This is a genomic window from Streptomyces sp. NPDC033174 (genome assembly GCF_055577795.1).
Genome location: NZ_JBVIPQ010000006.1, coordinates 365,807 through 387,509 on the forward strand (window position 1 = coordinate 365,807; position 21,703 = coordinate 387,509).

Sequence of the window (21,703 nt, forward strand, 5' to 3'; positions counted from 1 at the left end):
CTAGCCCCGCACCCCTGGACCGACAAGGAGCGGGGGCCTACGCTCTGCGCACCATCTGACTGTCCGTCAGCTCTCATTCGGCTACGAGGGGATCGTCGTGACCGACACCGCACACGCCCTGGGCGCCTCCCGCACGCTCTGGGAGCTCGTCGAACGCCGCGCCGCCCTCACCCCCGACCGGCCCGTCCTCCTCCAGGACGATCGCGTCCTCACCTTCGGCGAACTCCGCGACCGGAGCGAGCGGGTGGCGGCCGGCCTGTACGCCATGGGAGTGCGGCCCGGCACCGTCGTCGCCTGGCAGCTGCCCACCCGGATCGAGACGGCCCTGCTGTCCTTCGCGCTCGCCCGCGTCGGAGCGGTCCAGTCACCCGTCATCCCCTTCTACCGGGACCGGGAGGTGGGCTTCGCCCTGCGGGAGTCCCACGCCGAGTTCTTCGCCGTACCGGGCCGGTGGCGCGGCTTCGACCACACGGCGATGGCCCACCGGCTCGGCGCCCAGGGCGTCTTCGAGGCGTACGACTCGCTCCCCGACGGCGACCCGGCCGTCCTGCCGCCGCCGCCGGCCGAGGGCACCGGCATGCGCTGGATCTACTGGACCTCGGGCACCACGTCGGACCCCAAGGGCGTCCTGCACACCGACCGCTCACTGATCGCGGGCGGCTCCTGCCTCGCGCACGCCCTGCGCCTGACCGCCGGCGACATCGGCTCGATGGCCTTCCCGTACGCCCACATCGCCGGCCCCGACTACACGGTGATGCTGCTCCTCTACGGCTTCCCGGCGGTGATGTTCGAGCAGTTCGCGCTGCCCGACGCCCTGGAGACGTACCGCAAGCACGGGGTGACGGTGGCCGGCGGCTCCACGGCCTTCTACTCGATGTTCCTGGCCGAACAGCGCAAACGGCCCGGCGAGAAGATCATCCCGACGCTGCGGCTGCTGGCCGGCGGCGGGGCGCCCAAACCGCCGGAGCTCTACCACGCGGTCGTACGGGAGATGGGCTGCCAACTCACCCACGGCTACGGCATGACCGAAGTCCCGATGATCACCATGGGAGACCCGGACGACACCGTGGAGAACCTGGCGACCACGGAGGGGCGGCCCCCCGAGGGGATGGAGATACGGATCGTCGACGGCGAGGTCCGGCTGCGCGGCGAGGCCGTCTGCCAGGGCTATCTCGACCCCGCCCAGAGCGCCGAGGCCTTCGACGCGGACGGCTTCCTGATCACTGGAGACGTGGGACATCTGACCGACAGCGGTCATCTCGTCCTCACCGGACGGATCAAGGACATCATCATCCGCAAGGGCGAGAACATCTCCGCCAAGGAGATCGAGGACATGCTCCACCGCCACCCGGACGTCGGGGACGTCGCGGTGATCGGACTGCCCGACGCCGAGCGGGGGGAGAGGGTGTGCGCCGTCGTCGAACAGCCCCCGGGCGCCGCGCCGCTGACGCTGGAGTCCCTCACCGCGCATCTGCGCGACGAGGGACTCTCCGTGCACAAGCTCCCCGAACAGCTCGAGGTCGTCGACGCGCTGCCGCGCAACGAGACCCTGCGCAAGGTGCTCAAGTACAAGCTGCGCGAGCGGTTCGGGGGTTGAGGGACCCTTCCGGCCCGGCCTACGCGTCGGGCAGGGGCGTCACGTAGTACGCCGCGAACGCGGCCAGGACCTCGTCCTCGGTGATCCGGCCGTCGCCGTCCGCGTCGAGGGCGCTCGCCACCCGGGGCGCGACGGCGGGCTCCACGCCCAGGGCCTCCAGCACCCGCCGCGCCGCGTCGGTGCTCACGCCGTCGCCCCGCTCGTCGGCGACGGCGATCACCGCGTGGAGGAACGGCCGGGCGATCTCCGCGAACCGCTCGGGATTGTCCCGCAGTCGCTTGACCGCACCCGTGACGAACTCCGGGCGGGTGACCTTTTGGTCCCCGTCGACATCGGCGATCCCCGCCATCCCCTGCCAGAACGCCTCCGCGCCACTGTGCAGCGCCTGCCCCTTGTCGCTGCGGGCGGGCGTCTCGAACGCGGCGAGGACGGCGGCGGTGGCCGCAATGAAGTCCTGGCGGTCGATCCAGCCGTTGCCGTCCTGGTCGAAGGTCGCGAACCGATGGGCGATCCTGCGCTCGTACTCTGCGCTGTCCATGCGGGGAGGGTAAGGCCTCGGGCGCGGATCGCGCCCCTGTTACGCGGACAGGGCCTGCAGCTCGTCCCCGTCCTCGTCGGTGGCCGCGTCCAGGTCCGGGAACACGTCGAAGAGGCGGCGCACACCGAGCGCGGACAGCACCCGGTTCACGTGCGAGCCCTCGATCGCGCCGCGCGCCGGGAGGATGAGCCGCAGCCGGCCCTGGCAGGAGCGCATCAGACGGCGGCTGGCGATCAACATGCCGATGCCGCTCGAGTCGCAGAACACCACGCCCGACAGATCGAGCACCACGTCGTGGCGCCCGACGGCCACCGCGTCGTGCACATGCTTGCGGACCATGGGGGAGGTCACGAGATCCAGCTCACCCCGCATACGCACGACGGTCCATGCGCCCTGCTCGGATTCGACGACGTTGAGCGTCACGCGTCCGGCCTTTCCTGGGAAACGGAGGGAGTTGTTCCCATCCCGCTGCCCCGTCCCGCCGGGATGAAACCAACTCGGCCCGGAGTGACGTGTTCCCTACCATCGCGGGAAAGACCCCGGGGCGTACTTGCCGTAAAGAGCGGGCCTTGGGCGGTACCGCCCACTACATTCGAAGGGACTCGGGCCGGGAGGACGTCATATGGCGAAGGACACACCGCCGCGCTGGGACCGCAGGATGCAACAGCGGTTGGCGCGCGGTGAGGCGGCCGCGCTCGGCGAGCTCTACGACCGGTACGCCTCCCTGGTCCACAGCCTGGCCCACCGGGTCCTCGACGACGACGAAGCGGCGGACCAAGTGACCCGTGAGGTGTTCGGCCACATCTGGGAACACCCGGACACCTACGACCCCAAGCAGGGCAACCTGCGTTCCTGGGTGGCCAAGCTCACTCACCGGCACGCTGTGCAGCGCCTGCGGGAGACCGAGGCGGCGGCGTACGAGGAGACCGGCGAGGGCTCGGCCGAGGAGCTCGAGCAGAAAGTGCGCCGGGCGTCCGTCGCGGCCCGCGCCGACTACATCGTGACCTCCATGCCCGCTCCGCTGCGGGCCGCCCTGGAGCTGGCGTACTTCCAGCGCCGCGACTACCGCCAGACAGCGGCCGACCTCGGCGTCACCGAGGACGAGGCCCGGCGGCGCCTGCGGCTGGGTCTCCAGCTGCTGTCCACCGCGAACACCCGCCCCCTGGAGGGCTCCTCGCCGCCCGGTTACGGACGCAACCTGTGACCGGCCCGCCGAGCGGCGGCCATGGCGGCCCGGACGACGACAAGGGACCCGACGAGGTCCGCGGCGCCCCGCGCATACCGGCGCCCCGGCACGCGGCCGACGACCACGCGGACCTGTCCGGTCCGCCGGCCGCCGCGCCCCCGCGCCCGGTGGAGCCGGAGAAGCCCGATGGCCTCCAGGAGCCCTCGTCGGAGGTCCCGCACGTGTCGCACGGTGTCCTGAAATCGCTGCTCGGGGCATGGGCGCTGTCCGCCTGTTCCCCCGAGGAGACCCGGGCCGTCGAGGAGCACCTCACCGAGTGCGCCCCGTGCGCCGACGAGGCCCTGCGGCTGCGCGACGCCGTCGGGCTGCTGCACTCCGAGCGGGATCTGGACCTCGATCCGTTGCTGCGCTCCCGGGTCCTGGAGAACTGCCTGGTCCGCCGCCCCGCCCGGATCCCCGTGCCCGACTGGGCCACGCCGTACGACGCGGAGACCGCGCGGCTCGACGCGCTGCTCCGGGACATCGGCGACTCCGAGTGGCATGCCCCGGTCCGGCTGAAGTGGTTCGAGGGCGAGCGGCAGGTGAGCCGCCGCACCACGGTCGCCGGCGTCATAGGGCATCTGATGACCGTGGACGGCCTGGTCGCCACGTCCCTCGGCCTTGACGACCCCCTGAGCCCGGGGCCGGCCTCGAACCCGCCCTCGGCCTACGCGACGCGCTCGCCGACCGAGCGCACCGAGGCGTACTGGCGCGACGCCCACTTCCCGCCCACCAGAACCGTCCGCGGCCCCTGGCGGGACCAGAGCCACACCCTGATCCGTACGGTCTCCTTCGCGGGCCGCGGGGTCGCCGAACTGTCGGTCTCCTACGGGGACTTCGCCCTGCCGCTGCGGGACTCGCTGCTCGACCGGGCCTTCGAGTGCTGGTTGCACGCGGACGACATCGCGGCCGCGGTGGACTACCCGTACGACCCGCCGAGCGGCGCGCATCTGCACGGCATGATCGACCTGGCCGCGCGGCTGCTTCCCGCCGCGCTCGCCGACCGCCGCCGCAGCGGACTCGCGGCGCCCGCCCGGCACCTGGTGGCCGCGGGCGCCCCGGGCCGCTCGCTCCATCTGGAGGTCGAGGGCTCGGGCGGCGGCCACTGGTACATCGCTCTGGACTCGCCCGCCGCCCTGGGCTCACCGGACCGGGCGGTGGCCCAGGTGGCGATGGACGGCGTGGAGTTCTGTCAGCTCGTGGCGGGCCATGTCTCCCCGGAGGAGGCGGCCGCCGGCCAGGACGGCGACCGGGAGGCGATCAGGGACGTCCTGTTCGCGGCCGCGTCCCTCAGCAGGCTGTAGGCCCCCGTGTTCGCCGAGGGGGCCGGGCATGGGTGAAGGGGCCTAGGTGAAGACGACCGTGCGGCGGCCGTTGAGCAGGATGCGGCGCTCCGCGTGCCACTTCACCGCGCGCGCGAGCGCCTGGCACTCCACGTCCCGGCCGACCGCGACCAGCTGGTCCGGGGTGACGTCATGGCCCACCCGCTCGACCTCCTGCTCGATGATCGGGCCCTCGTCGAGGTCGGCCGTCACATAGTGCGCGGTCGCGCCGATCAGCTTCACACCGCGGGCGTGCGCCTGGTGGTAGGGCTTGGCGCCCTTGAAGCTCGGCAGGAAGGAGTGGTGGATGTTGATGATCCGGCCGCTGAGCTGCTTGCACAGATCGTCCGAGAGCACCTGCATGTAGCGGGCCAGGACGACCAGTTCCACGTTCTCGGCCCGGACCAGTTCGAGCAGCTCGGCCTCGGCCTGCTCCTTGGTGTCCTTGGTGACCGGGATGTGGTGGAAGGGCACGTCGTACGAGGCGACGAGCTCGGCGAAGTCGGTGTGGTTGGACACCACGGCCACGATCTCGACCGGCAGCGCGCCGATCCGGTGGCGGAAGAGGAGATCGTTCAGGCAGTGCCCGAACTTCGACACCATCAGCACGACGCGCATCCGCTCGTCGGCCCGGTGGATCTGCCAGTCCATCTGGAAGGAGTCGCCGACGGCGGCGAAGCTGGCGCGCAGCTTCTCCACGGTCACCGGTGCCTCGGCCGAGAAGTGGACGCGCATGAAGAACAGACCGGTGTCCCGGTCTCCGAACTGCTGACTGTCCTCGATGTTGCATCCCGTGATGAACAGATAGCTCGACACGGCGTGCACAATGCCCTGCTTGTCAGGGCTGGAAAGCGTGAGGACGTACTGGTCGGTCATCCTCGCAGGATGCCACATCCCGCCGCGCACGGCGGACGCCGGTCCGTCAGGCGGACCTGTTCATGATCCGCAGGATGTCCAGGGAACGCGGCGGCGCGTCCGGGTCGTCCCCGTCGCTCGCCGCCAGCCGCACGTGCGCCTCGCGGGCCGCCCGTACCGCCTCCGGCCAGCCGTGGTGCTCCATGTACGCGGAGACGGGGGCGTCCGGGCCGACCTGGTGCATGATCCGGAGCACCCGCAGCACGGCGACGTCGACGAGCGCGGCCTCGCCGGAGTCGCGGAAGATCGTCCCGACGTACTTCTCGGCCGACCAGTTGTCGAGCCAGGTGTCCTCCACCAGCCGGTAGACGGCGTCGGTCACGTCGCCGTACCCCTCGTGGCCCGCCAGCCAGGTGTCCTGGTGGAAGACGGGATCGGAAAGCATGTGCAGCGCCGAGCGCACGTTGCTGCGCCAGCGCCACCACGGCATGTCGTTGAGCGGCATGCCGCCCATGGTGGAGGAGCGACGGCCGCGACGGGAAGAGTTCACCGAACTGGACACGTTTCGATCGTACGTTCCCCCCTCGCACCTGCTGACCAGCCCCCGCAATTCACCTTCCTGTCACCCACCGTTGAACCATGCTCACTGCTGCGTTACCCGTGGGGCGGAATTGTGCATGACCATGACCGGTAGGCGACGCCCCTCCACTTCCCGCTCCTCCAGGCCCGTGACCTCACTGCTCGCGTGTACGGCGGCGATGGCGGCCGGCGCGGCTCTCCTCACCGCCTGCGGCGCACTCCCTGGGGCCACGGGGGGCTCCAGGGAGCCCGTCACCGTGATGACCTGGGCCCCCGATGGCACAAAAGCAACCAATATGCCGGGTATGCCCGCCATGGCCCAGGCGTACGCGCGCTGGGTGAACGCCAACGGCGGCATCGACGGCCACGAGCTGCGCGTGCTCACGTGCAACGAGGGGAACACCACCGCCGGGGCGGCCGCGTGCGCACGGCGCGCGGTGAGGGAGAACGTCACCGCCGTCGTCGGCTCGTACAGCCAGAACGGCCGCGCCTTCATGACACCCCTGGAAGTCGCCGGCATCCCCTACATCGGCGGTTACGGCACCACCGACGAGGAGTTCACCAGCTACCTCTCCTACCCGGTCAACGGCGGCCAGGCCGCCCTCATCGCCGGCCACGGCATGCAGCTGGCCGACCAGTGCCGCCGGGTCTCGCTCGTCCGGCCCGACACCATCACCGGCGACAAGATGCCCGACCTCCTCAACTCGGGCCTGCGCCACGGCAGTCACCGCACCGCCGTCGACATCCCGGCCGTCGAGGACGCCGACGAGTACATCGAGCAGGCCCGCCGGGCCCGCAGCCGGGCCGGCAATGAGGACGGCTGCGTCACCGCCGTACTGGGCGAGCACACCCAGAGCTTCTTCGACTCCTTCCGCCGGCTCCCCTCGGACGGGCGGAAGGTCCGCGTCTCCTCGGTCCTCGGCAGCGTCGGTCAGCAGCTCGTGGACCGCACGGGCGGGGCGAACAGCCTCTACGAGGGGGCGTACGTCACCGGTTGGTACCCCGACGCGGGGGACGTGCGCTGGGAGCCGATGCGCAAGGTGATCCGCAAGCACGCCTTCGGCGACAACCGGATCGACCCGGCCGACGCCGGGGTGCAGACCACATGGATCGCGTACACGGTGTTCAAGCGGGTCGTCGAGTCGCTCGACACCGAGACCGTCACTCCGGCCAAGGTCACCCGCGCCCTCGACAAGGGCGTCCGGGTCGACACCGGCGGCCTCACCCCGCCGCTGCGCTGGCGCTATGCGGACATGCTCGGCACCGCCGGGATGCCGAGGCTCGTCAACCACCAGGTGACGTTCCAAGTCGTGCGCCAGGGCCAACTGGTGGCGCAGAAGCCGGGCTTCGTGGACGTCGCCGAGACGGTGGGCGGAACGCCGTAGCGGCGGCCCGCCGCCGCGTCCCGCAAACGCGTCGTCCAGCTGCGTCCTACAACTGCGTCGAGCCGCGCTTGGTCAGGCCGTACCGCTCGGCGATCGCGTTCCACCGCGTCGACGCGTCCTTCTTCGCCGCCGTCGCCTCACCACTCGCCCTGGTGGCCAGCCCCGTCTGCGGCGTGGTGCGCGCCTTGCCGTCCTTGCAGCCCTTCTTGCCCTTCACCTGGCCCGCCCAGGCGGCGTAGTGGTCGTCGGCGGAGGCCGACGCCTGCCAGGCCTTGGTGAGCGCTGCCGTCAGCTCCGCGTTCTGCGGGAGCTTGTCGACGGTGATGCCTTCGAGCCGGGTGACCAGGCTGCGGCGCTGCGCGGCCGCGCCCCGCAGATCGCTTGCCGCCTGGTCGAGGTTGTCGCACTTCTTGATGTTCTCCACCGAACGGATCACCGCCGCACGGCTGTTGTTGCTGTCGGCAAGGAGCTTGTCGAGCTCCTTCGCCTGCTGCTCGGCCGGGTCGACGGCCTTCTTCGTGGGGTCGCCGGACGGCGCCTGGGAGCTGGACGCCACGGTCTGGCCGGCGCCCTTGTCCTTGTCGTCGCCGCCGCTGAGCAGGGCGCCCGCGCCGAGGCCCACGACCGTGCAGCCGATGACGACGGCGGCGATCAGCGCGACGGGCGACTTACGGCGGCCCTCGTCGGGCTCGGAGTCGTAGGGCTGCGGCTCGTACGGCGCGCGCTGGTACTGCTGCTGCGGCGCCTGCTGCTGGTACGCGGGCGGCGGCTGCCGGAACTGCGGCTGCTGCGGAGCCGGCTGCGGCATCTGCTGGGTCGAGTCGCTGCGGAAGAGGCTGTCGAACTCGGCCGGGGGCTGACGCTCGTCGGGCGTGCCGGGCCGGATGCCGTACGGCGCTCCGGGGGGCGGAGTGGGGATGCCCTGTGCCGGTATGGGGGCTATGTACTGGGTGGCTTCGGAGTCGGCGTTCGAGGCGGCGGGCGGCACGAGCGGACCGGTGCCCAGGAACTGGGTGGATTCCGTGGGCCGTTCCTCCGGGGTGCCGCCCGGCATGGGACCCGGCATGGGACCCGGCATGGGACCCGGCATCGGGCCCCCGGCCGGCGGCATCGCGCCGGGGCCGACCGGCGGCAGGTACTGGGTCGCCTCCGCGCCGGACGGCTCGGGCGGGGACGCGGACGCCTGCGGAGGCAGCGGCGACGCGCCCGCCCCGTACGCACCGGACGGCACCGGCGGCAGGTACTGCGTCGCGTCGGCCCCCGTCACCCCGGGAACGGCCTCCGGCGGCAACGGCTGCGCTCCGTAGGGCTGGGCGGGCTGCTGGGCCGGGGGCTGCGCGGGCGGTCCCTGCTGCTCTCCCGGGCCCCACGCGCCGCCCCAGGGCAGGCCGCCGGCCGGCGCGGCACGGTCACCCGCGCCACCGGCCACCCAGGGCTCGCTGCCGTCGGACGGCAGCACGACACCTTCGCGCGCGGGCCGCACCGCCGGAAGCTGCGGCTCCTGGCCCTGTCCGCTTTGCGTCACCGGGACTCCTACCCATCAACCTACGGAATCGTCGGCTCACGCTACCGGGTGCATCCAGGGCTCCGCACACGCGTGTGACCCCGGTAACAAGAACCCCGGGAAGGGCGCTGTTATCAACCCTGCCTGTGCCCCGCGCTCGCGAGCCGGCGCATGCCGCCGCCACCGTGCAGCCACTCCACCGCGTCGTGGAGATCGTCGTCGGACATTGCCGACAGCATCACGTTGCGTGCCACCGCCTCCGCGCCGGCCGGGTGGTACAGCTGACGCCCCAGCTCACGGGCGAGGTGCTGGGTGCGGGCCGTCCGTTCGCGCCGCTCGGCGACGTACTTCTCCAGACGCTGCGGCACCGTGTGGTCGCAGTCGAGGAGCTCGCCGAGGACGACGGCGTCCTCCAGCGCCATGCAGGCGCCCTGGGCGGCGTATTGGAGCATCGGGTGCGCGGCGTCACCGAGGAGCGCGACCCTGCCGTCGGACCAGTCCTCGACCGGGTCCCGGTCGCACAGCACCCATGAACGCCACGACTCGCCGAGCTCCAGGAGCGCCCGGGCCCGCTCGCTCATCCCCGCGAACTCGCCGAGGACGTGGTCGCGGGCGGCCGGCCGGGCCACGACCGCCTCGGTGGCGCCGTCGTCGCGGGTCGCCGCGAGGTTGAGGGAACGGCCGCCGTCGATGGCGTAGTGGACGAAGTGCCACCTGGGCCCGGCCCAGAGGGTGACCGCGTTGGTGCGCAGCTCCGCGGGGACGTTCTCCATGGGGATCACCGACCGGTGGATGGTGTGTCCCGAGACGCGCGGCTCGCCGTCGCCGATCATCCGGCGGCGGATCGCCGAGCGGATGCCGTCGGCGCCGATGACGGCGGCTCCGCCGTGGCGGGCGCCGTCGTCGGTGACCGCCCAGGCGCGCTCGTGGTCCTGCTCGTAGCCGACGACACCGCTGCCGGTGCGCAGCTCGATCCGGTCGCAGGCCCGGGCGGCGTCCAGCAGCGGCTGGTAGAGATCGCCCCGGTGCACGACCGCGTACGGATTGCCGAACCGCTCCCGGTACGCCGCGGTCAGCGGGAGCCGGACCACGCGTTCGCCCGTGGTGCCGTCCATGAGCTGGAGCGCGTCGATGAAGACGGCGCGGGCACGGACGGCGTCCCCGACCCCGAGACGGTCCAGGGCGTGGAAGGCGTTGGGTCCCAGTTGGATGCCGGCGCCGTATTCGGAGAACTCCTCGCGGCGTTCGAGGACGGTCACCCGGTGGCCGCGTCCGGCGAGGCCCACCGCCGCTGCCAGCCCGCCGATCCCTCCGCCGGCGACGATTATCTTCGACATGTTCTGCTGCGTCCCTTCGAACCTGGTGGGCGACGGCATGGCGCGCCGTCGCACGGGGAGCCGGCCCGGGGAGCGGGCCGGCGGTGGGCGGGGGCGCCGGGACGGCAGCGCCTCCGCTCAGGTGTGCGTCGCGGTCGGGCTCAGTCGGCCCGGACCGCGCGCGGGGCACCGATGCGGCTGACCACGACGGCGATCAGGCCGACGGCTCCGCAGCCGGCCAGCAGCCACGGAAAGGAGAAGGCGCTGATCACGGCGCCGCCGATGCCCGCGGCGACCGAGATGCCGAGGAACAGCGCGGCGCTGTTCCACGCCAGTACGGCACTGACCTGCCGCGGGAAGAGCTGGACGAGACGGCTCTGCTGGGCCGGGAAGGCGGCGAACGCGGCGAAGGCGAAGACGAGCAGCGCCAGGCCGACGCCGACGGAGGTCTCGGCGCCGAACGCCAGCGCGACGACGAACTCCAGCACGGAGAGCCCGAGAAGCGCGGCGGTCAGGGTGCGGCCGGCGCCCTTGGTGTCTGCCCAGCGGCCGCCGAGGAAGATGCCGGCGATGGCCCCGACGCCGTAGCAGCCGAGCAGCCACGGAGTGGCGCCGTCCATCGGGGAGGTGTCGAGTGCGACACCGAGGAAGGTGTAGAGGCCGTAGACGGCGGCGGCCCACAGCCCGCACACGGAGACGGCGACGATCGCGAAGCCCTTGGAGAAGGCACCCTCCTCGGCGCCCTCGGGTGCGGGAACGACGGCCGGCCAGGCCTTCAGGTTCACCGCGACCAGGACGACCGCGATGACGCCCATCGCGCCGAAGATGGCGCGCCAGCCGACGTGGTCGACGAGCGCGGCGCCGATCGGGGCGCCCGCCCACAGCGCGGAGAGCAGCCCGGAGACGGTCACGGCCATCCAGCGGGCGCGCCGTTCCGGCGGGGCCATCAGGCTGGTGAGGGCGTACAGCGTGGGGCTGGCCGCGCCGGCCGCCGCGCCGGAGACGACCCGGGTGATGACGACCCAGGTGTAGTCGGGGGCCAGGGCGGTGCCCAGGTTGGCGAGAGCGAAGACGGCCATGGCGAGGACCAGCATGCGGCGCTGTCCGATGCGGCCGGCGAGGCTGCCGAGGAGCAGCGCGGCGAGGAAGTAGGCCACGGAGAAGCTGGTGGCCATGAGGCCCATGCCGTTGGGGGTGAGGCCGTAGTCGTCGCCGATGCTCGGCATCAGCGGCGTGACCATGTAGAGCGCCAGCCCGATCATGAAGTTGGTCGCCCATGCGACGGCCAGGCGTACGCCGCCTCTGGGCGTACCGCCAGTTTCCGTCCCGGCGCTGCCGCTCTTCGTACCGGTGGATGCTGTGTTGCCGGTCATGCCGGATTGCCTTTCTTCGGTGAGGTGGGGGGCGCCGCGCCCCGGGGGCGTCCCGCGGTGGGGCGGGGTGGGCGCGGCGACCCGGTCAGGCGACGGCCGCGGGGGACGGCCGGTCCTCGCCGGAGCCGAGCCGCGCGGCCAGCTCCAGGCGCCGGATCTTCGAGGTCGCCGTACGGGGCAGGTCCGCGAGCCGCAGCTGTACGGGCGGTGCCAGGTCCGCGGGCAGGTCGGCGACGGCGGCGCGCCACCGGTCGAGGTCCAGCGGAAGGTCGTCGCGGGTGCAGAGCACCGGCACCGGCTCCTTCCCGGCGCCCGGGACGAAGACCAGCTCGGTCAGTTCGGGCAGCCGGCCGAGGACGGTGTCCTCGGCCTCCAGCGTCGAGCGCAGGGACGGGATCAGATCGACTTCGCGGTCCAGGAGATGGACGCAGCCCTTGGGGCTGAGGTAGCCGACGTCGCCCGTCCGCCACCACTCGCCGTCGACCTGCCTCCGGTAGCGCTCGTCCTCGCCGTGGTAGGTCAGGGCCCGTCCGGGGGTGCGTACTTCGATGTGGCCCGGGGTGTCCGGTCCCGGCTCGGCGCCGTCGCGGGCGACCACCCGGATCCGCGAGGTCCCCGGCAGCGGGCGGCCCAGGCAGCGGCCGTCGATGTCCGCGGCGCCGCGACGGGTGTAGGGGCGCCCGGCGACGGGCCCGCACTCGCTCTGCCCGTACAGCTGGTGGAAGAGCGGGAAGCGGCGTTCGGAGGCGGCGAGGAGCCGCTGGATCGTGCCGGGGTGGATGGCGTCGAAGGTCGAGCTGAAGTACTTGACCGTCGCGAAGGGTTTGCGCGGGTCGTCGGCCAGGTGCTCCCACTCCATGAAGCTGTTGGGGTGGGTCTCCAGGAGGCCGGGCTCGGTCTTGGCGCAGAGCGCGGCGACGTGCTCCGGGTCGCCCTCGCGCAGCACGATGGCGGGGTTTCCGCGCGGCAGCAGGACGGCGAGCGCCAGGAAGAGCCGCGAGTGCACGAACGAGACGTGGATCAGGGCACGTTCGTCCTCACGGATGGCGGAGGCGAGCCGTTCCTGCGGGCGCAGCCGCCCGAGCAGGGAGCGGGCCGTGTGCACCACGAGCTTGGGAATGCCGGTGGTGCCCGAGGTGTGGGTCATCAGCGCCGGACTCTCGGGCCCGGTGCGCACGGCGTCGACGGCGGGCGCGCCGGCGAGGTCCGCCAGGGACACCGCGCCGGGGTGCCGTCCGGCCGGGACAATCACCGTGCAGGCGAGGTCCGTGAGGTCGGTTCCGGCCAGGTCGCCGGTGAGCTTGGCCGTGTCGGTCAGCAGGTGCGGGCGGCCGAGGCGGCGCAGCAGTACGGCGACGGTGTCGCGGTCGAGCGCGGGCGACAGCATCGCGGGCACGGCCCCGATGCGGGCGGCGGCGCAGGCCAGGATGCAGAGGTCGAAGTTGGCCGACTTGTGCAGCGCGATGTGGTCACCGGGGCGCACGCCCGCCGCCCACAGCCGGGCGGACATGTCGGCGACGAATCCGGCGAGTTCGGCCACGGACATCTTGCGGCGCGCGTCGGGCAGGGCGTCGAGCTGGTGGTCGATCACGACGATCCCGTCGGGACGCCGGACCACTGCCTCGTCGAGGAGGCTGCCCAGCCACAGGCCGGTGCGCTCGTCGCCGCTCACGCGCCGGCCTTGTCGGACAGCCGCTGGGCGAGGGCGGGGAAGAGCCGCAGCGCGTTCCCGCGCTCGACCAGTGCGCGCTGTTCGCCGGTCCAGCCGGTGTGCGCCTCGATGCCCGCCCGGGACTCGGCCACCTCGGGCTGCTTCATGAAGGGGAAGTCGGTGCCGAAGAGGACGTGCGTCGGGTCGACGAGCCGGTCCAGGGTGGGCAGCGCGAACTCGTTCGCCGACATCGCCGTGTCGTAGTACAGCCGGCGCAGCGACCCGATGAGGTCGGCGGGCTGGCGGTCCTTGAGGTGGGCGCCGATGGTGGGCCCGTAGGTGAGGCGCTTGGCCAGGAAGGGCACGGTGCCACCGGCGTGGGACAGGATCAGCTTCAGGTCGGGGAGCCGGTCGAGGACACCGTTGAAGAGCAGGCCGGCGACGGTACGGGTGGTCTCGAAGACGAAGTCGTAGAGCGAAGGCGGCAGATCGAAGGAGCGGACGTCCTTGGCGGGCGGGCTCATCGGGTGGACGTGCACGGGGACCCCTCGCTCGGCGAGCTCGGCGAGGACCGGCTCGAACTCGGGGTCGCCGAGGTAGCGGTCGCCGTAGCTGGAGAAGAGGCCGACGCCGTCGAGCTTCAGCTCGTCGAGGGCGTAGGCGAGTTCTTCCTTGGACGCGGCGGCGTCGGGCAGCGGAAGGACGGCGAACGCGCCGAAGCGGGTGGGCCGTTCGCGGACGATCTCGGCGAACGACTCGTTGACCTCGCGGGCGGCGCGGCGCGTGGCCCCGGCGTCGCCGAAGTGGATGCCGGGCGCGGTGATGGACAGGACGGACGCCTCGATGGCGTTGTCGTCCATGATTTCGAGGCTGCGCTCGGCGGTCCAGGCCGGGTAGTCGACACCGGGCAGCGGCACACCGCTCGGCAGCGCCCGCACGAAGGCCTCGGGCATGGCGTGGTGGTGGATGTCGATCAACCAGGGGCGGGCGCTCATCGTGTGTCCTATCAGCAAGCCGGTACGGATTTCGGAAACTAACTTCCATTTCCGAGGCGCGCCCAGGCTGCTGATAGTTGTAAGCGACAGCAATGATCGATTCAACAATTTGTCAAGTATGGGGGGCCGTTGGCGGCCCCCCACCCCTACGCCGCCTGGATCTCCAGACGGGCCGAGAACTCACGCACCGACGGCTCCCTCCCGTACGGCTCCAACCGCAGCTGCAGATCCTCCAGATACTCCGCACCCCGCATCGACCGCAGCGTGCCGAGCAGCTCCAGCGCCCTCGTGCCGGTGTGGCACGCCTGCTCCACCTCACGCTGCTGCACCTGCGCCGAAGCCAGCAGGATCAGACCGATCGCCCGGCGCCTGGCCCGCGACTCGGGGTGCCCGTCGAGCGAGTCCGCCGCCGCCCGGGCCGCCGCGTCGGGCTGCCCCAGGTCCCGGTGGCAGTGCGCCAGTTCGTCCGAGAGATACGCGTGGTCGAAGTGGGCGATCCACACCGGGTCGTCCCCCGCGTCCGGATCGGCCCGGTCCAGCGCCGCCAGCGCCCTCCCCGCCACCTCCTGGCAGGTCCGGGCGTCACCCAGCAGCGCGTGCCCGCGCGCCTCCGCCGCCAGGAACATCGCCTCCGCACGAGGCGTCACCTGCCCGCGCGCCCCCTCCTGCGCAGCCCTCGCCAACTGCGCGATCTCCCGCGGGTTCCCGAGCTGCGCCGCGAGATGACTCATCGACGCGGCCAGCACATAGCCGCCGTACCCCCGGTCCCCCGCCGCCTGCGCGAGCCGCAGCGCCTGGATGTAGTACCGCTGCGCCAGACCCGGCTGACCGGTGTCCACCGCCATGTACCCGGCCAGCTCCGTCAGCCGCGCCACCGCCGCGAACAGCCGTCGTCCCACCGACTCCCGGTACGACCCCGAAAGCAGCCCCGACACCACACTGTTGAGGTAGTGCACGACCACCGGACGCACATGCCCGCTGCCGAAACGATGGTCGAGATCCACCAGCGCCTGGGTCATCGCGAGCACCGCCTCCACGTCCGAGACGCCCACCCGCGCCCCGGCCGCCCCGGCCGACCGCGCCACCTGCGCGTCCGCGCCCGTGATCAGCCAGTCCCGGCTCGGCTCCACCAGCGCCGACGCGGCGACCGTCGACCCCGACAGGAAGTCCCGCCGGCCCACGTCACTGCGCCACAACTCGCAGACCTGCTCGATCGCGCCCAGCACGGTCGGTGAGAACTGCAGCCCCACGCCCGACGCGAGGTTCTTGCCGTTGGCCATTCCGATCTCGTCGATCGTGACCGTACGCCCCAGCTTCCGCCCGAGCGCCTCCGCGATGATGCCCGGCGCCCGGCCGCGCGGCTGCTGTCCGCGCAGCCAACGGGCCACCGATGTCTTGTCGTACCGCAGATCGAGGCCGCGCTCCGCGCCGACCATGTTGACCCGCCGGGCGAGCCCTGCGTTGGAGCACCCGGCTTCCTGAATGAGCGCCTGCAGCCGTTCATTGGGCTGACGAGCGACGAGAGGCCTGGCTGCCATGACTACCCCCTGAGGCCGTGAGCGATCACTGGCGTGATCACTGCCCGGCGAATATGCGGTCAATGCAGATGTGTACGCACCAATGCCGAAAGTTCGCCCGATCCAGAAAGTTCATAAAACATCGGGCACTACGGGTGGTTCCGGTGGTTCCGGTGGTTCCGGTCGTTCTGGCGGTACGGATGATCAACGACGCGGCGGCCGCATCGACGCCTCACCGGTTCTGGCTACCCGCCCACCGCTCCCCACCCGCACGCGCGCCCCCGCCCGTGCACCCATGCGCCCCATATGCAGGATCGATGCACCGACCCCCGGCGCGCCGCGCCCGTAACCCGAGGTGGTGGCGGGAGTTGTGCTCTTCGTGGAAGAGACCATCGGAGTCACGGAAGCCGCACAGATCCCCAAGCAGCGAGGTGAACAGCTGCTGGACAGCGCCGTGCGGTACGCGGAAGAGCGGCACTGGGACGTGTTCCCCGGCACCTGGCTGGAGGCGGTGGACGGGGCGGAGAAGTGCTCGTGCGGCGCGGACGCCTGCCCCGCCCCCGGCGCCCACCCGGCCAGGCCGGACTGGGCGACGCAGGCCACCGGCAGCGCCGTGGCGGCCCGCCGGCTGTGGGGCAAGACCCCCAAGGCGTCGATCCTGCTGCCGACCGGACGGACCTTCGACGCGCTCGACGTGCCCGAGTCGGCCGGGTTCCTGGCGCTCGCCAGGATGGAGCGGATGGACCTCACCCTCGGCCCGGTCACCTGCACCCCCGACCGCCGGATGCTGTTCTTCGTCCTGCCGGGCGCGGCCGCCAAGGTCCCGGACCTGGTCCGCAAGCTCGGCTGGAGCGCCAGTGCCATCGATCTGATCGGTCGCGGCGAAGGGCACTACGTCGCGGCGCCGCCGACCCGGGTCGGCGGCCACGGTGCTGTCCAGTGGGCCCGCCGCCCCACCCCCGCCAACCGGTGGCTGCCGGACGCGGAGGAGCTGATCAGCCCCCTGGCCTACGCCTGCGGACGCGAGGCAGCAGCGGCGCGCGCTCGCCGACCGTAAGGTTGCCCCCGGGCGAACGGGGACGATCGAAGGGCTGAGCACATGCCTGACGGGACAGTTGGCAAAGAGGCGGAAGAGGCTACGGAAGAGGCGGGCGAAGCGTCGGAAACGACGCCGCCCGCCGTTCGCGTCGAAGGGCTCTGGAAACGGTTCGGGCCACAGATCGCCGTGGCCGGCATCGATCTCGTCCTGCCCTCGGGCCAGTTCATCGGCCTCGTCGGGCCGAACGGCGCGGGCAAGACCACCACCCTGTCGATGGTGACCGGTCTGCTCCGGCCGGACCAGGGCACGGTCGAGGTCGGCGGGCACGACGTCTGGCGCGACCCCGTCGCCGTGAAGTCCAGGATCGGCGTCCTCCCCGAGGGGCTGCGGCTCTTCGACCGGCTGTCGGGCCGCGAACTCCTCGCGTACACCGGGCGGCTGCGGGGGCTGCCCGGCGCCGAGGTCGACAAACGGGCCGCCCAGCTCCTGGACGTACTCGACCTGTCGGGGGCGCAGCACAAGCTGGTCGTGGACTACTCCACCGGTATGCGCAAGAAGATCGGCCTCGCGGCGGCCCTGCTGCACAACCCCCAGGTCCTCTTCCTCGACGAGCCCTTCGAAGGGGTCGATCCGGTCTCCGCACAGACCATCCGGGGCGTCCTGGAGCGTTACACCGCCTCCGGCGCGACCGTCGTCTTCTCCAGCCATGTGATGGAGCTGGTGGAGTCCCTGTGCGACTGGGTCGCGGTCATGGCGGCCGGGCAGATCCGCGCGCAGGGCACGCTGGAACAGGTACGCGGCTCGGCCCCGTCCCTGCAGAGCGCGTTCCTCGAACTCGTCGGAGCGCAGGGCCGCGACGCGGGGGAGTCCCTCGACTGGCTGGGCGGTCCGGCGCGATGAGTACCCGCACCGTCTCCCCCCAGGCGCCCGTCCCGCCCACCACGGCCTCCCTCACCCCCCTCTTCGTCCGGCTGAAGCTGTCGCTGCTGCGCAACGGTCTGCGCCAGTCCTCCAGCCGTACCGCCGCTTACGTCACGTCCGTCGTCCTCACCCTGCTCGCCGCCGCCGGACTGCTCCTCGGACTGGTCCTGCTGCGCGGCAACGCGCACGCCGGAGCGCTCGCCGTGCTGCTCACCGGAGTTCTCGCGGTCGGCTGGGCGGTGATGCCGCTGTTCTTCCCCAGCGGCGACGAGACGCTGGACCCCACACGCCTGGTGATGCTGCCGTTGCGGCCGGGGCAGCTGGTACGGGCGTTGCTGGTGTCGTCCCTGGTGGGCGTCGGCCCGCTGTTCACCCTGAGCGCGGCGGTGGGCTCGGGGGTCGCCCTGGCGCGGGGCGCCCTCGCCGTGACGGTCGCGGTCCTGGCCGTACCCCTGGTCCTGCTGGTCTGCGTGGCGTTGGCGAGGGCCGTCGCCGCGGCCAACATCCGGCTGCTGACCTCCCGCAAGGGCCGTGACCTCGCCGTCCTGAGCGGCCTGATCGTCGCCGTGGGGATCCAGGTAGTCAACTTCGGCGCACAGCGGCTCGGCAGCGGCGACGGGGGCGGCCTGGCGGCCCTCGACCCGGTGGCGGATGTCGTGCAGTGGCTCCCGCCGGCGTCGGCGGTCGGCGCGGTGCGCGCGGCGAGCGAGGGCGCGTACACCACCGCGGCCACCCAGCTCCTGCTCACCGTCGCCGCGTTGGGACTGCTGCTGTACGTGTGGCAGCGCAGCCTCGTCAAGCTCATGACCGCGCCGGACGGCTCGACCCTGCAAGGCGCCGGACCGGCGCGCAAGGAGTCGGCGTCCGGCGTCGGGCGGCTGCTGCCCGAGGGCCGTACGGGCACGGTGATGCAGCGCAGTCTGCGCTACGCGTGGCGCGATCCGAAGACCAAGGCGGCCTGGGTCGCCTCGCTCGCGATCGGGCTGATCGTCCCGCTGTTCAACGCCCTTCAGGGCTCCGGGTCCGTCTACCTCGGCTGCTTCGCCTCCGGGATGCTCGGCATCCTGATGTACAACCAGTTCGGCCAGGACACCTCGGCCTTCTGGATGGTGGCGCAGACGATCTCCACACCGCAGGACGCGTACGTCGAGTTGCGGGCGCGGGCGCTCGCGCTGCTGGCGATCACTCTGCCGTTCACGGCGCTGGTCATGGGCGCGACCGCCGCGGTCCTGGGCGACTGGCGGTCCCTGCCGGACGCGCTCGGCGTCGCCCTGGCGCTGCTCGGCGCGATGCTGGCCACCGGGGCGGTGGCCTCGGCGCGATTCCCGTACTCCATCCCGCAGGACAGCGGCTACAAGAACGTGGCACCGGGGCAGGCCGGGCTGGCCTGGATCTCCATCATGGGCGGGATGGTCGCGGCGGGGCTGCTGTGTGCGCCGGTGATCGCCGTGACGGTCTGGCTGCACGCGGCGGACCTGGAGGCGTGGCTGTGGCTGCTCCTGCCGGCGGGCACCGCGTACGGCGCGGTCATCGCCTGGGCGGGGCTGCGGATCGCGGCGCCGCAGGTGTCGGCGCGGTTGCCGGAAATCCTGACGGCAGTAAGCAAGGGTTGAGCCCGACAGACGGCTGAGGGGCGTGGGTTTCCGGTCGACCGGCTCCCATCTTCACTCTTTCAACACACAATCAATTCTGAATACGCGCAGGTCAGCAGCTCGTACGAGATTGAACCAAGCCGGAGAGTCCACATGCTGGACGCCCCTCCTTGGCCCCTGAAGCCGCCTCTCAACTGCCCGAACGACCAGTCGGTCGGGCATCCGGAACGTATGCGGCCGGAAACCGGCGCTCGATGTGCGATCACCCTCCGCGCCAGCAAGACTCCTGTCCGCAATCGCACCCACACTCGAAAGGGAAAAACTCGTGCGTTACCTCCGCAACACAATCGGCGCCACCACTGCCGCCACCGTGACCGGCCTCGCGCTCCTCAGCACGGCCACAGCGGGCATCGCACACGCCGAGCCCGTGCGGCCGGCCTCCCTCTACGCCCCTTCGGCGCTCGTCCTCACGATCGCCAAGGGCGAGAAGGCCTCGACGGCCACGGTCCAGCGAGCCGTCACTCTGAACTGCGCCCCCACCCCGAGCGGCACCCACCCCGCGCCCGAGCAGGCCTGCGCGGAACTGGCCGCGGTCGACGGCAGCTTCACCCAGCTGACCGCGGGACCGAGCAACGTCCGCTGTACGCGCATCTGGGACCCGGTCACGGTCACCAGCGACGGCGTGTGGCAGGGCAAGCGGGTCCGCTGGTCGGCCACGTACGGCAACCCGTGCGAGATGGTGGGCACCATGGCGGGCGGCACGGTCTTCTCGTTCTGACGCCCTAAGTGGTCCCCGCGGCTTCCGCCACGAGTGCCCGCCAGGACGCCCTGGCCAGGTGCTCGGCCGGACGGCCGGCTCCACGACCGGCAGCCTGCGACCGGCAGCGAGGGCAGTGCGTCTCGTCGCCGACAGGCCGGAAGACATGGTCGTCACCGGGTCCCTCGCAGGCGACCAGAGCTCCCGGAGCGGGCCCCGCCGGACGCGGCGGGGCGATGGGCAGCTTCTGGATCAGGCGATGCCGCAGGAAGCCCACCGCCGAACGGACCCCGTCGCGGGGCAGCGAGGATGTCAGGGCGTGCCGCAGATCGGCGGCACTGACTCCCGCTCGCAGCCACTCCGCAGCCAGCTCGGCAAGACCCCGGACCTCGCGGAAACCCAGCAGGAGTTCCCGGTGGCTGTGCCGCAGCGTCAGCAACACCCTCTCGGCCTCGGCCACTTCCGGTTCCACGGGAGCGGCCGGGGCCGTGACCTGTTCCGGGGCCGGTTCCGGGGCCGCTTGCGGCTCTGGTGCCGGTGCCGGTGCCGGTGCCGGTGCCGGTGCTTCGGGGGGTGGGTGGGGAGTGTTCTTCTCACCGTCTTTGTCTTCCGGAGGAGAACCGCCGAGTTTCCGGCCCGCCGTTTTACCGACCGTCCGTTTACCGGCAGTCGGAGACTCGGACGGTGCGGGATCGAGGGGTACTCCGCTCCTCAGCCGGTTCGCCTCCTCACTCGTGAGAGGGACGTTCGCGAGCAGCTGACCGGTGAGCCAACGCCCGCGCGTCGTCTGCCACTTCCACTCGTGAAGGAACCCGCACGCCACCAGCGCTTCCTTCGCCCGCTGGTACGCCCGGGGCTTCATGCCCAGGTCGGCGGCGTGCTCGCCGAGCGGCTTGGCGCCGGAGCCTTCGGGGAGCCCCTGGACGTGGACGATCAGGATCTTCGCGTCGCTGTTGAGACGTGGATGCCGTACGACATCGTGGGAGATCTGGGTGAAGCGCCGAACCGGCGCGATAACATGCCGAAGCATTTCTGGTGGAAGTCCGTCCACTAGTGGTGAAGGTCCTCGGACGGTGTTGGCGCACCCCCGGGGACCGCTCCTTTTAACGGAGCGTGATGTCGCGGTTACCGTACAGCATGTAGGACCATTTCATGCAACAAGTCCGGTTCCACGAACGGCACTTCCTCCGTCGGCCGCGATCTCCAGTCCAGCGGCCACGTCAGCCCGTCGTACGCGGGCACCCCCACGAAGGCCGCACCCCGCCCGTCCCGGCTCAACGCCCGCGCGGGCGCCGGCCAGGCGAGCGCGGACGCGCTCTGCGGCGGCAGCAGGAAGTAGAGGTACCGCTCCCCCGTCAGCTCACGGACGATCGGGCCGGCCTGGAAGTCGGTGAAGTCCATGAGCCGGTACGCGACGTCCTCGCCGAGAACACCGGGGATACGTACGGCGTCGAAGTGAACGCCCGCATGACGGAGCGAATGCCCGGAGGCGGGAACCCAGGACGGCACCCTGTCAAGTGACTTGCGCTGATTCATG

21 protein-coding genes are annotated in these 21,703 nt (G+C 71.9%); 9 read left to right on the top strand and 12 right to left on the bottom strand.

From position 1 onward, the window contains the following. The first annotated feature begins 97 nt into the window (after window positions 1–97). Window positions 98–1,597, top strand: a complete 1,500-nt coding sequence (locus ACZ5VC_RS21415) for a class I adenylate-forming enzyme family protein (RefSeq protein WP_469121606.1) — start codon at window positions 98–100, stop codon at window positions 1,595–1,597. A gap of 19 nt (window positions 1,598–1,616) precedes the next feature. Here the strand turns inward: ACZ5VC_RS21415 and ACZ5VC_RS21420 are convergent, their stop codons facing one another. Next, complete coding sequence (locus ACZ5VC_RS21420) at window positions 1,617–2,135, bottom strand: EF-hand domain-containing protein (RefSeq protein WP_469121607.1); 519 nt, start codon at window positions 2,133–2,135, stop codon at window positions 1,617–1,619. Window positions 2,136–2,174: 39 nt separating this feature from the next. Beyond that, a complete protein-coding gene (locus tag ACZ5VC_RS21425; RefSeq protein ID WP_469121608.1) occupies window positions 2,175–2,558 on the bottom strand; it encodes an STAS domain-containing protein in 384 nt (127 codons plus the stop codon). A gap of 199 nt (window positions 2,559–2,757) precedes the next feature. Between ACZ5VC_RS21425 and ACZ5VC_RS21430 the strand changes: the two genes are divergently transcribed. Together ACZ5VC_RS21430 and ACZ5VC_RS21435 are read left to right on the top strand one after the other, a co-directional pair. Continuing rightward, window positions 2,758–3,339 carry a sigma-70 family RNA polymerase sigma factor gene (locus ACZ5VC_RS21430; protein ID WP_469121609.1) on the top strand — a complete coding sequence of 194 codons (582 nt, stop codon included), beginning with the start codon at window positions 2,758–2,760 and terminating at the stop codon, window positions 3,337–3,339. Beyond that, complete coding sequence (locus ACZ5VC_RS21435; protein WP_469121610.1) at window positions 3,336–4,664, top strand: anti-sigma factor family protein; 1,329 nt, start codon at window positions 3,336–3,338, stop codon at window positions 4,662–4,664. The genes ACZ5VC_RS21430 and ACZ5VC_RS21435 overlap by 4 nt, the downstream gene beginning before the upstream one ends. Before the next feature lie 42 nt (window positions 4,665–4,706). Here the strand turns inward: ACZ5VC_RS21435 and purU are convergent, their stop codons facing one another. Further along, complete coding sequence (gene purU, locus ACZ5VC_RS21440; RefSeq protein ID WP_469121611.1) at window positions 4,707–5,558, bottom strand: formyltetrahydrofolate deformylase; 852 nt, start codon at window positions 5,556–5,558, stop codon at window positions 4,707–4,709. A gap of 46 nt (window positions 5,559–5,604) precedes the next feature. After that, window positions 5,605–6,051, bottom strand: a complete 447-nt coding sequence (locus tag ACZ5VC_RS21445) for an SCO4402 family protein (protein WP_469121736.1) — start codon at window positions 6,049–6,051, stop codon at window positions 5,605–5,607. A gap of 169 nt (window positions 6,052–6,220) precedes the next feature. Here ACZ5VC_RS21445 and ACZ5VC_RS21450 point away from each other — a divergent pair, with 169 nt between their 5' ends. After that, a complete protein-coding gene (locus ACZ5VC_RS21450; protein WP_469121612.1) occupies window positions 6,221–7,501 on the top strand; it encodes an ABC transporter substrate-binding protein in 1,281 nt (426 codons plus the stop codon). Between the two features lie 46 nt (window positions 7,502–7,547). Here ACZ5VC_RS21450 and ACZ5VC_RS21455 read toward each other — a convergent pair whose 3' ends face one another. The 6 genes from ACZ5VC_RS21455 to ACZ5VC_RS21480 all read right to left on the bottom strand — a co-directional run bounded on the left by ACZ5VC_RS21455 (window position 7,548) and on the right by ACZ5VC_RS21480 (window position 15,878). Beyond that, window positions 7,548–9,026, bottom strand: a complete 1,479-nt coding sequence (locus ACZ5VC_RS21455) for a hypothetical protein (protein WP_469121613.1) — start codon at window positions 9,024–9,026, stop codon at window positions 7,548–7,550. 113 nt (window positions 9,027–9,139) lie between these two features. Continuing rightward, complete coding sequence (locus ACZ5VC_RS21460; protein ID WP_469121614.1) at window positions 9,140–10,342, bottom strand: 3-hydroxybenzoate 6-monooxygenase; 1,203 nt, start codon at window positions 10,340–10,342, stop codon at window positions 9,140–9,142. A gap of 140 nt (window positions 10,343–10,482) precedes the next feature. After that, a complete protein-coding gene (locus ACZ5VC_RS21465) occupies window positions 10,483–11,694 on the bottom strand; it encodes an MFS transporter (RefSeq protein WP_469121615.1) in 1,212 nt (403 codons plus the stop codon). 85 nt (window positions 11,695–11,779) lie between these two features. Beyond that, window positions 11,780–13,366, bottom strand: coding sequence for a class I adenylate-forming enzyme family protein (locus tag ACZ5VC_RS21470; RefSeq protein ID WP_469121616.1), 1,587 nt, complete (start codon window positions 13,364–13,366; stop codon window positions 11,780–11,782). Beyond that, window positions 13,363–14,340, bottom strand: a complete 978-nt coding sequence (locus ACZ5VC_RS21475) for an amidohydrolase family protein (protein WP_469121617.1) — start codon at window positions 14,338–14,340, stop codon at window positions 13,363–13,365. Before ACZ5VC_RS21475 ends, ACZ5VC_RS21470 begins: the two co-directional genes overlap by 4 nt. A gap of 146 nt (window positions 14,341–14,486) precedes the next feature. After that, on the bottom strand, window positions 14,487–15,878 hold the full coding sequence (locus tag ACZ5VC_RS21480; RefSeq protein WP_469121618.1) for a transcriptional regulator: 1,392 nt from the start codon (window positions 15,876–15,878) through the stop codon (window positions 14,487–14,489). Window positions 15,879–16,227: 349 nt separating this feature from the next. On the opposite strand from ACZ5VC_RS21480, the gene ACZ5VC_RS21485 reads away from it, so the two are divergent. The 4 genes from ACZ5VC_RS21485 to ACZ5VC_RS21500 all read left to right on the top strand — a co-directional run bounded on the left by ACZ5VC_RS21485 (window position 16,228) and on the right by ACZ5VC_RS21500 (window position 20,187). Further along, complete coding sequence (locus ACZ5VC_RS21485; RefSeq protein ID WP_469121619.1) at window positions 16,228–16,914, top strand: bifunctional DNA primase/polymerase; 687 nt, start codon at window positions 16,228–16,230, stop codon at window positions 16,912–16,914. 42 nt (window positions 16,915–16,956) lie between these two features. Further along, a complete protein-coding gene (locus ACZ5VC_RS21490; protein ID WP_469121620.1) occupies window positions 16,957–17,796 on the top strand; it encodes an ABC transporter ATP-binding protein in 840 nt (279 codons plus the stop codon). After that, window positions 17,793–19,430 (top strand): transporter, encoded by a 1,638-nt coding sequence (locus ACZ5VC_RS21495; protein ID WP_469121621.1) that lies wholly within the window; start codon window positions 17,793–17,795, stop codon window positions 19,428–19,430. Before ACZ5VC_RS21490 ends, ACZ5VC_RS21495 begins: the two co-directional genes overlap by 4 nt. Window positions 19,431–19,734: 304 nt before the next feature. Continuing rightward, window positions 19,735–20,187, top strand: a complete 453-nt coding sequence (locus ACZ5VC_RS21500) for a subtilase-type protease inhibitor (protein ID WP_469121622.1) — start codon at window positions 19,735–19,737, stop codon at window positions 20,185–20,187. Between the two features lie 4 nt (window positions 20,188–20,191). Here ACZ5VC_RS21500 and ACZ5VC_RS21505 read toward each other — a convergent pair whose 3' ends face one another. Next, the gene (locus ACZ5VC_RS21505; protein ID WP_469121623.1) at window positions 20,192–20,626 is read right to left on the bottom strand and encodes a hypothetical protein; all 435 of its coding nucleotides are present in this window, start codon (window positions 20,624–20,626) and stop codon (window positions 20,192–20,194) included. A gap of 342 nt (window positions 20,627–20,968) precedes the next feature. Here ACZ5VC_RS21505 and ACZ5VC_RS21510 point away from each other — a divergent pair, with 342 nt between their 5' ends. After that, window positions 20,969–21,220 (top strand): hypothetical protein, encoded by a 252-nt coding sequence (locus ACZ5VC_RS21510; protein ID WP_469121624.1) that lies wholly within the window; start codon window positions 20,969–20,971, stop codon window positions 21,218–21,220. A gap of 71 nt (window positions 21,221–21,291) precedes the next feature. On the opposite strand, the gene ACZ5VC_RS21515 is transcribed toward ACZ5VC_RS21510, so the two are convergent. Beyond that, window positions 21,292–21,702: a hypothetical protein gene (locus ACZ5VC_RS21515; protein ID WP_469121625.1), complete on the bottom strand. Its 411-nt coding sequence runs from the start codon at window positions 21,700–21,702 to the stop codon at window positions 21,292–21,294. Window position 21,703: the final 1 nt, after the last annotated feature.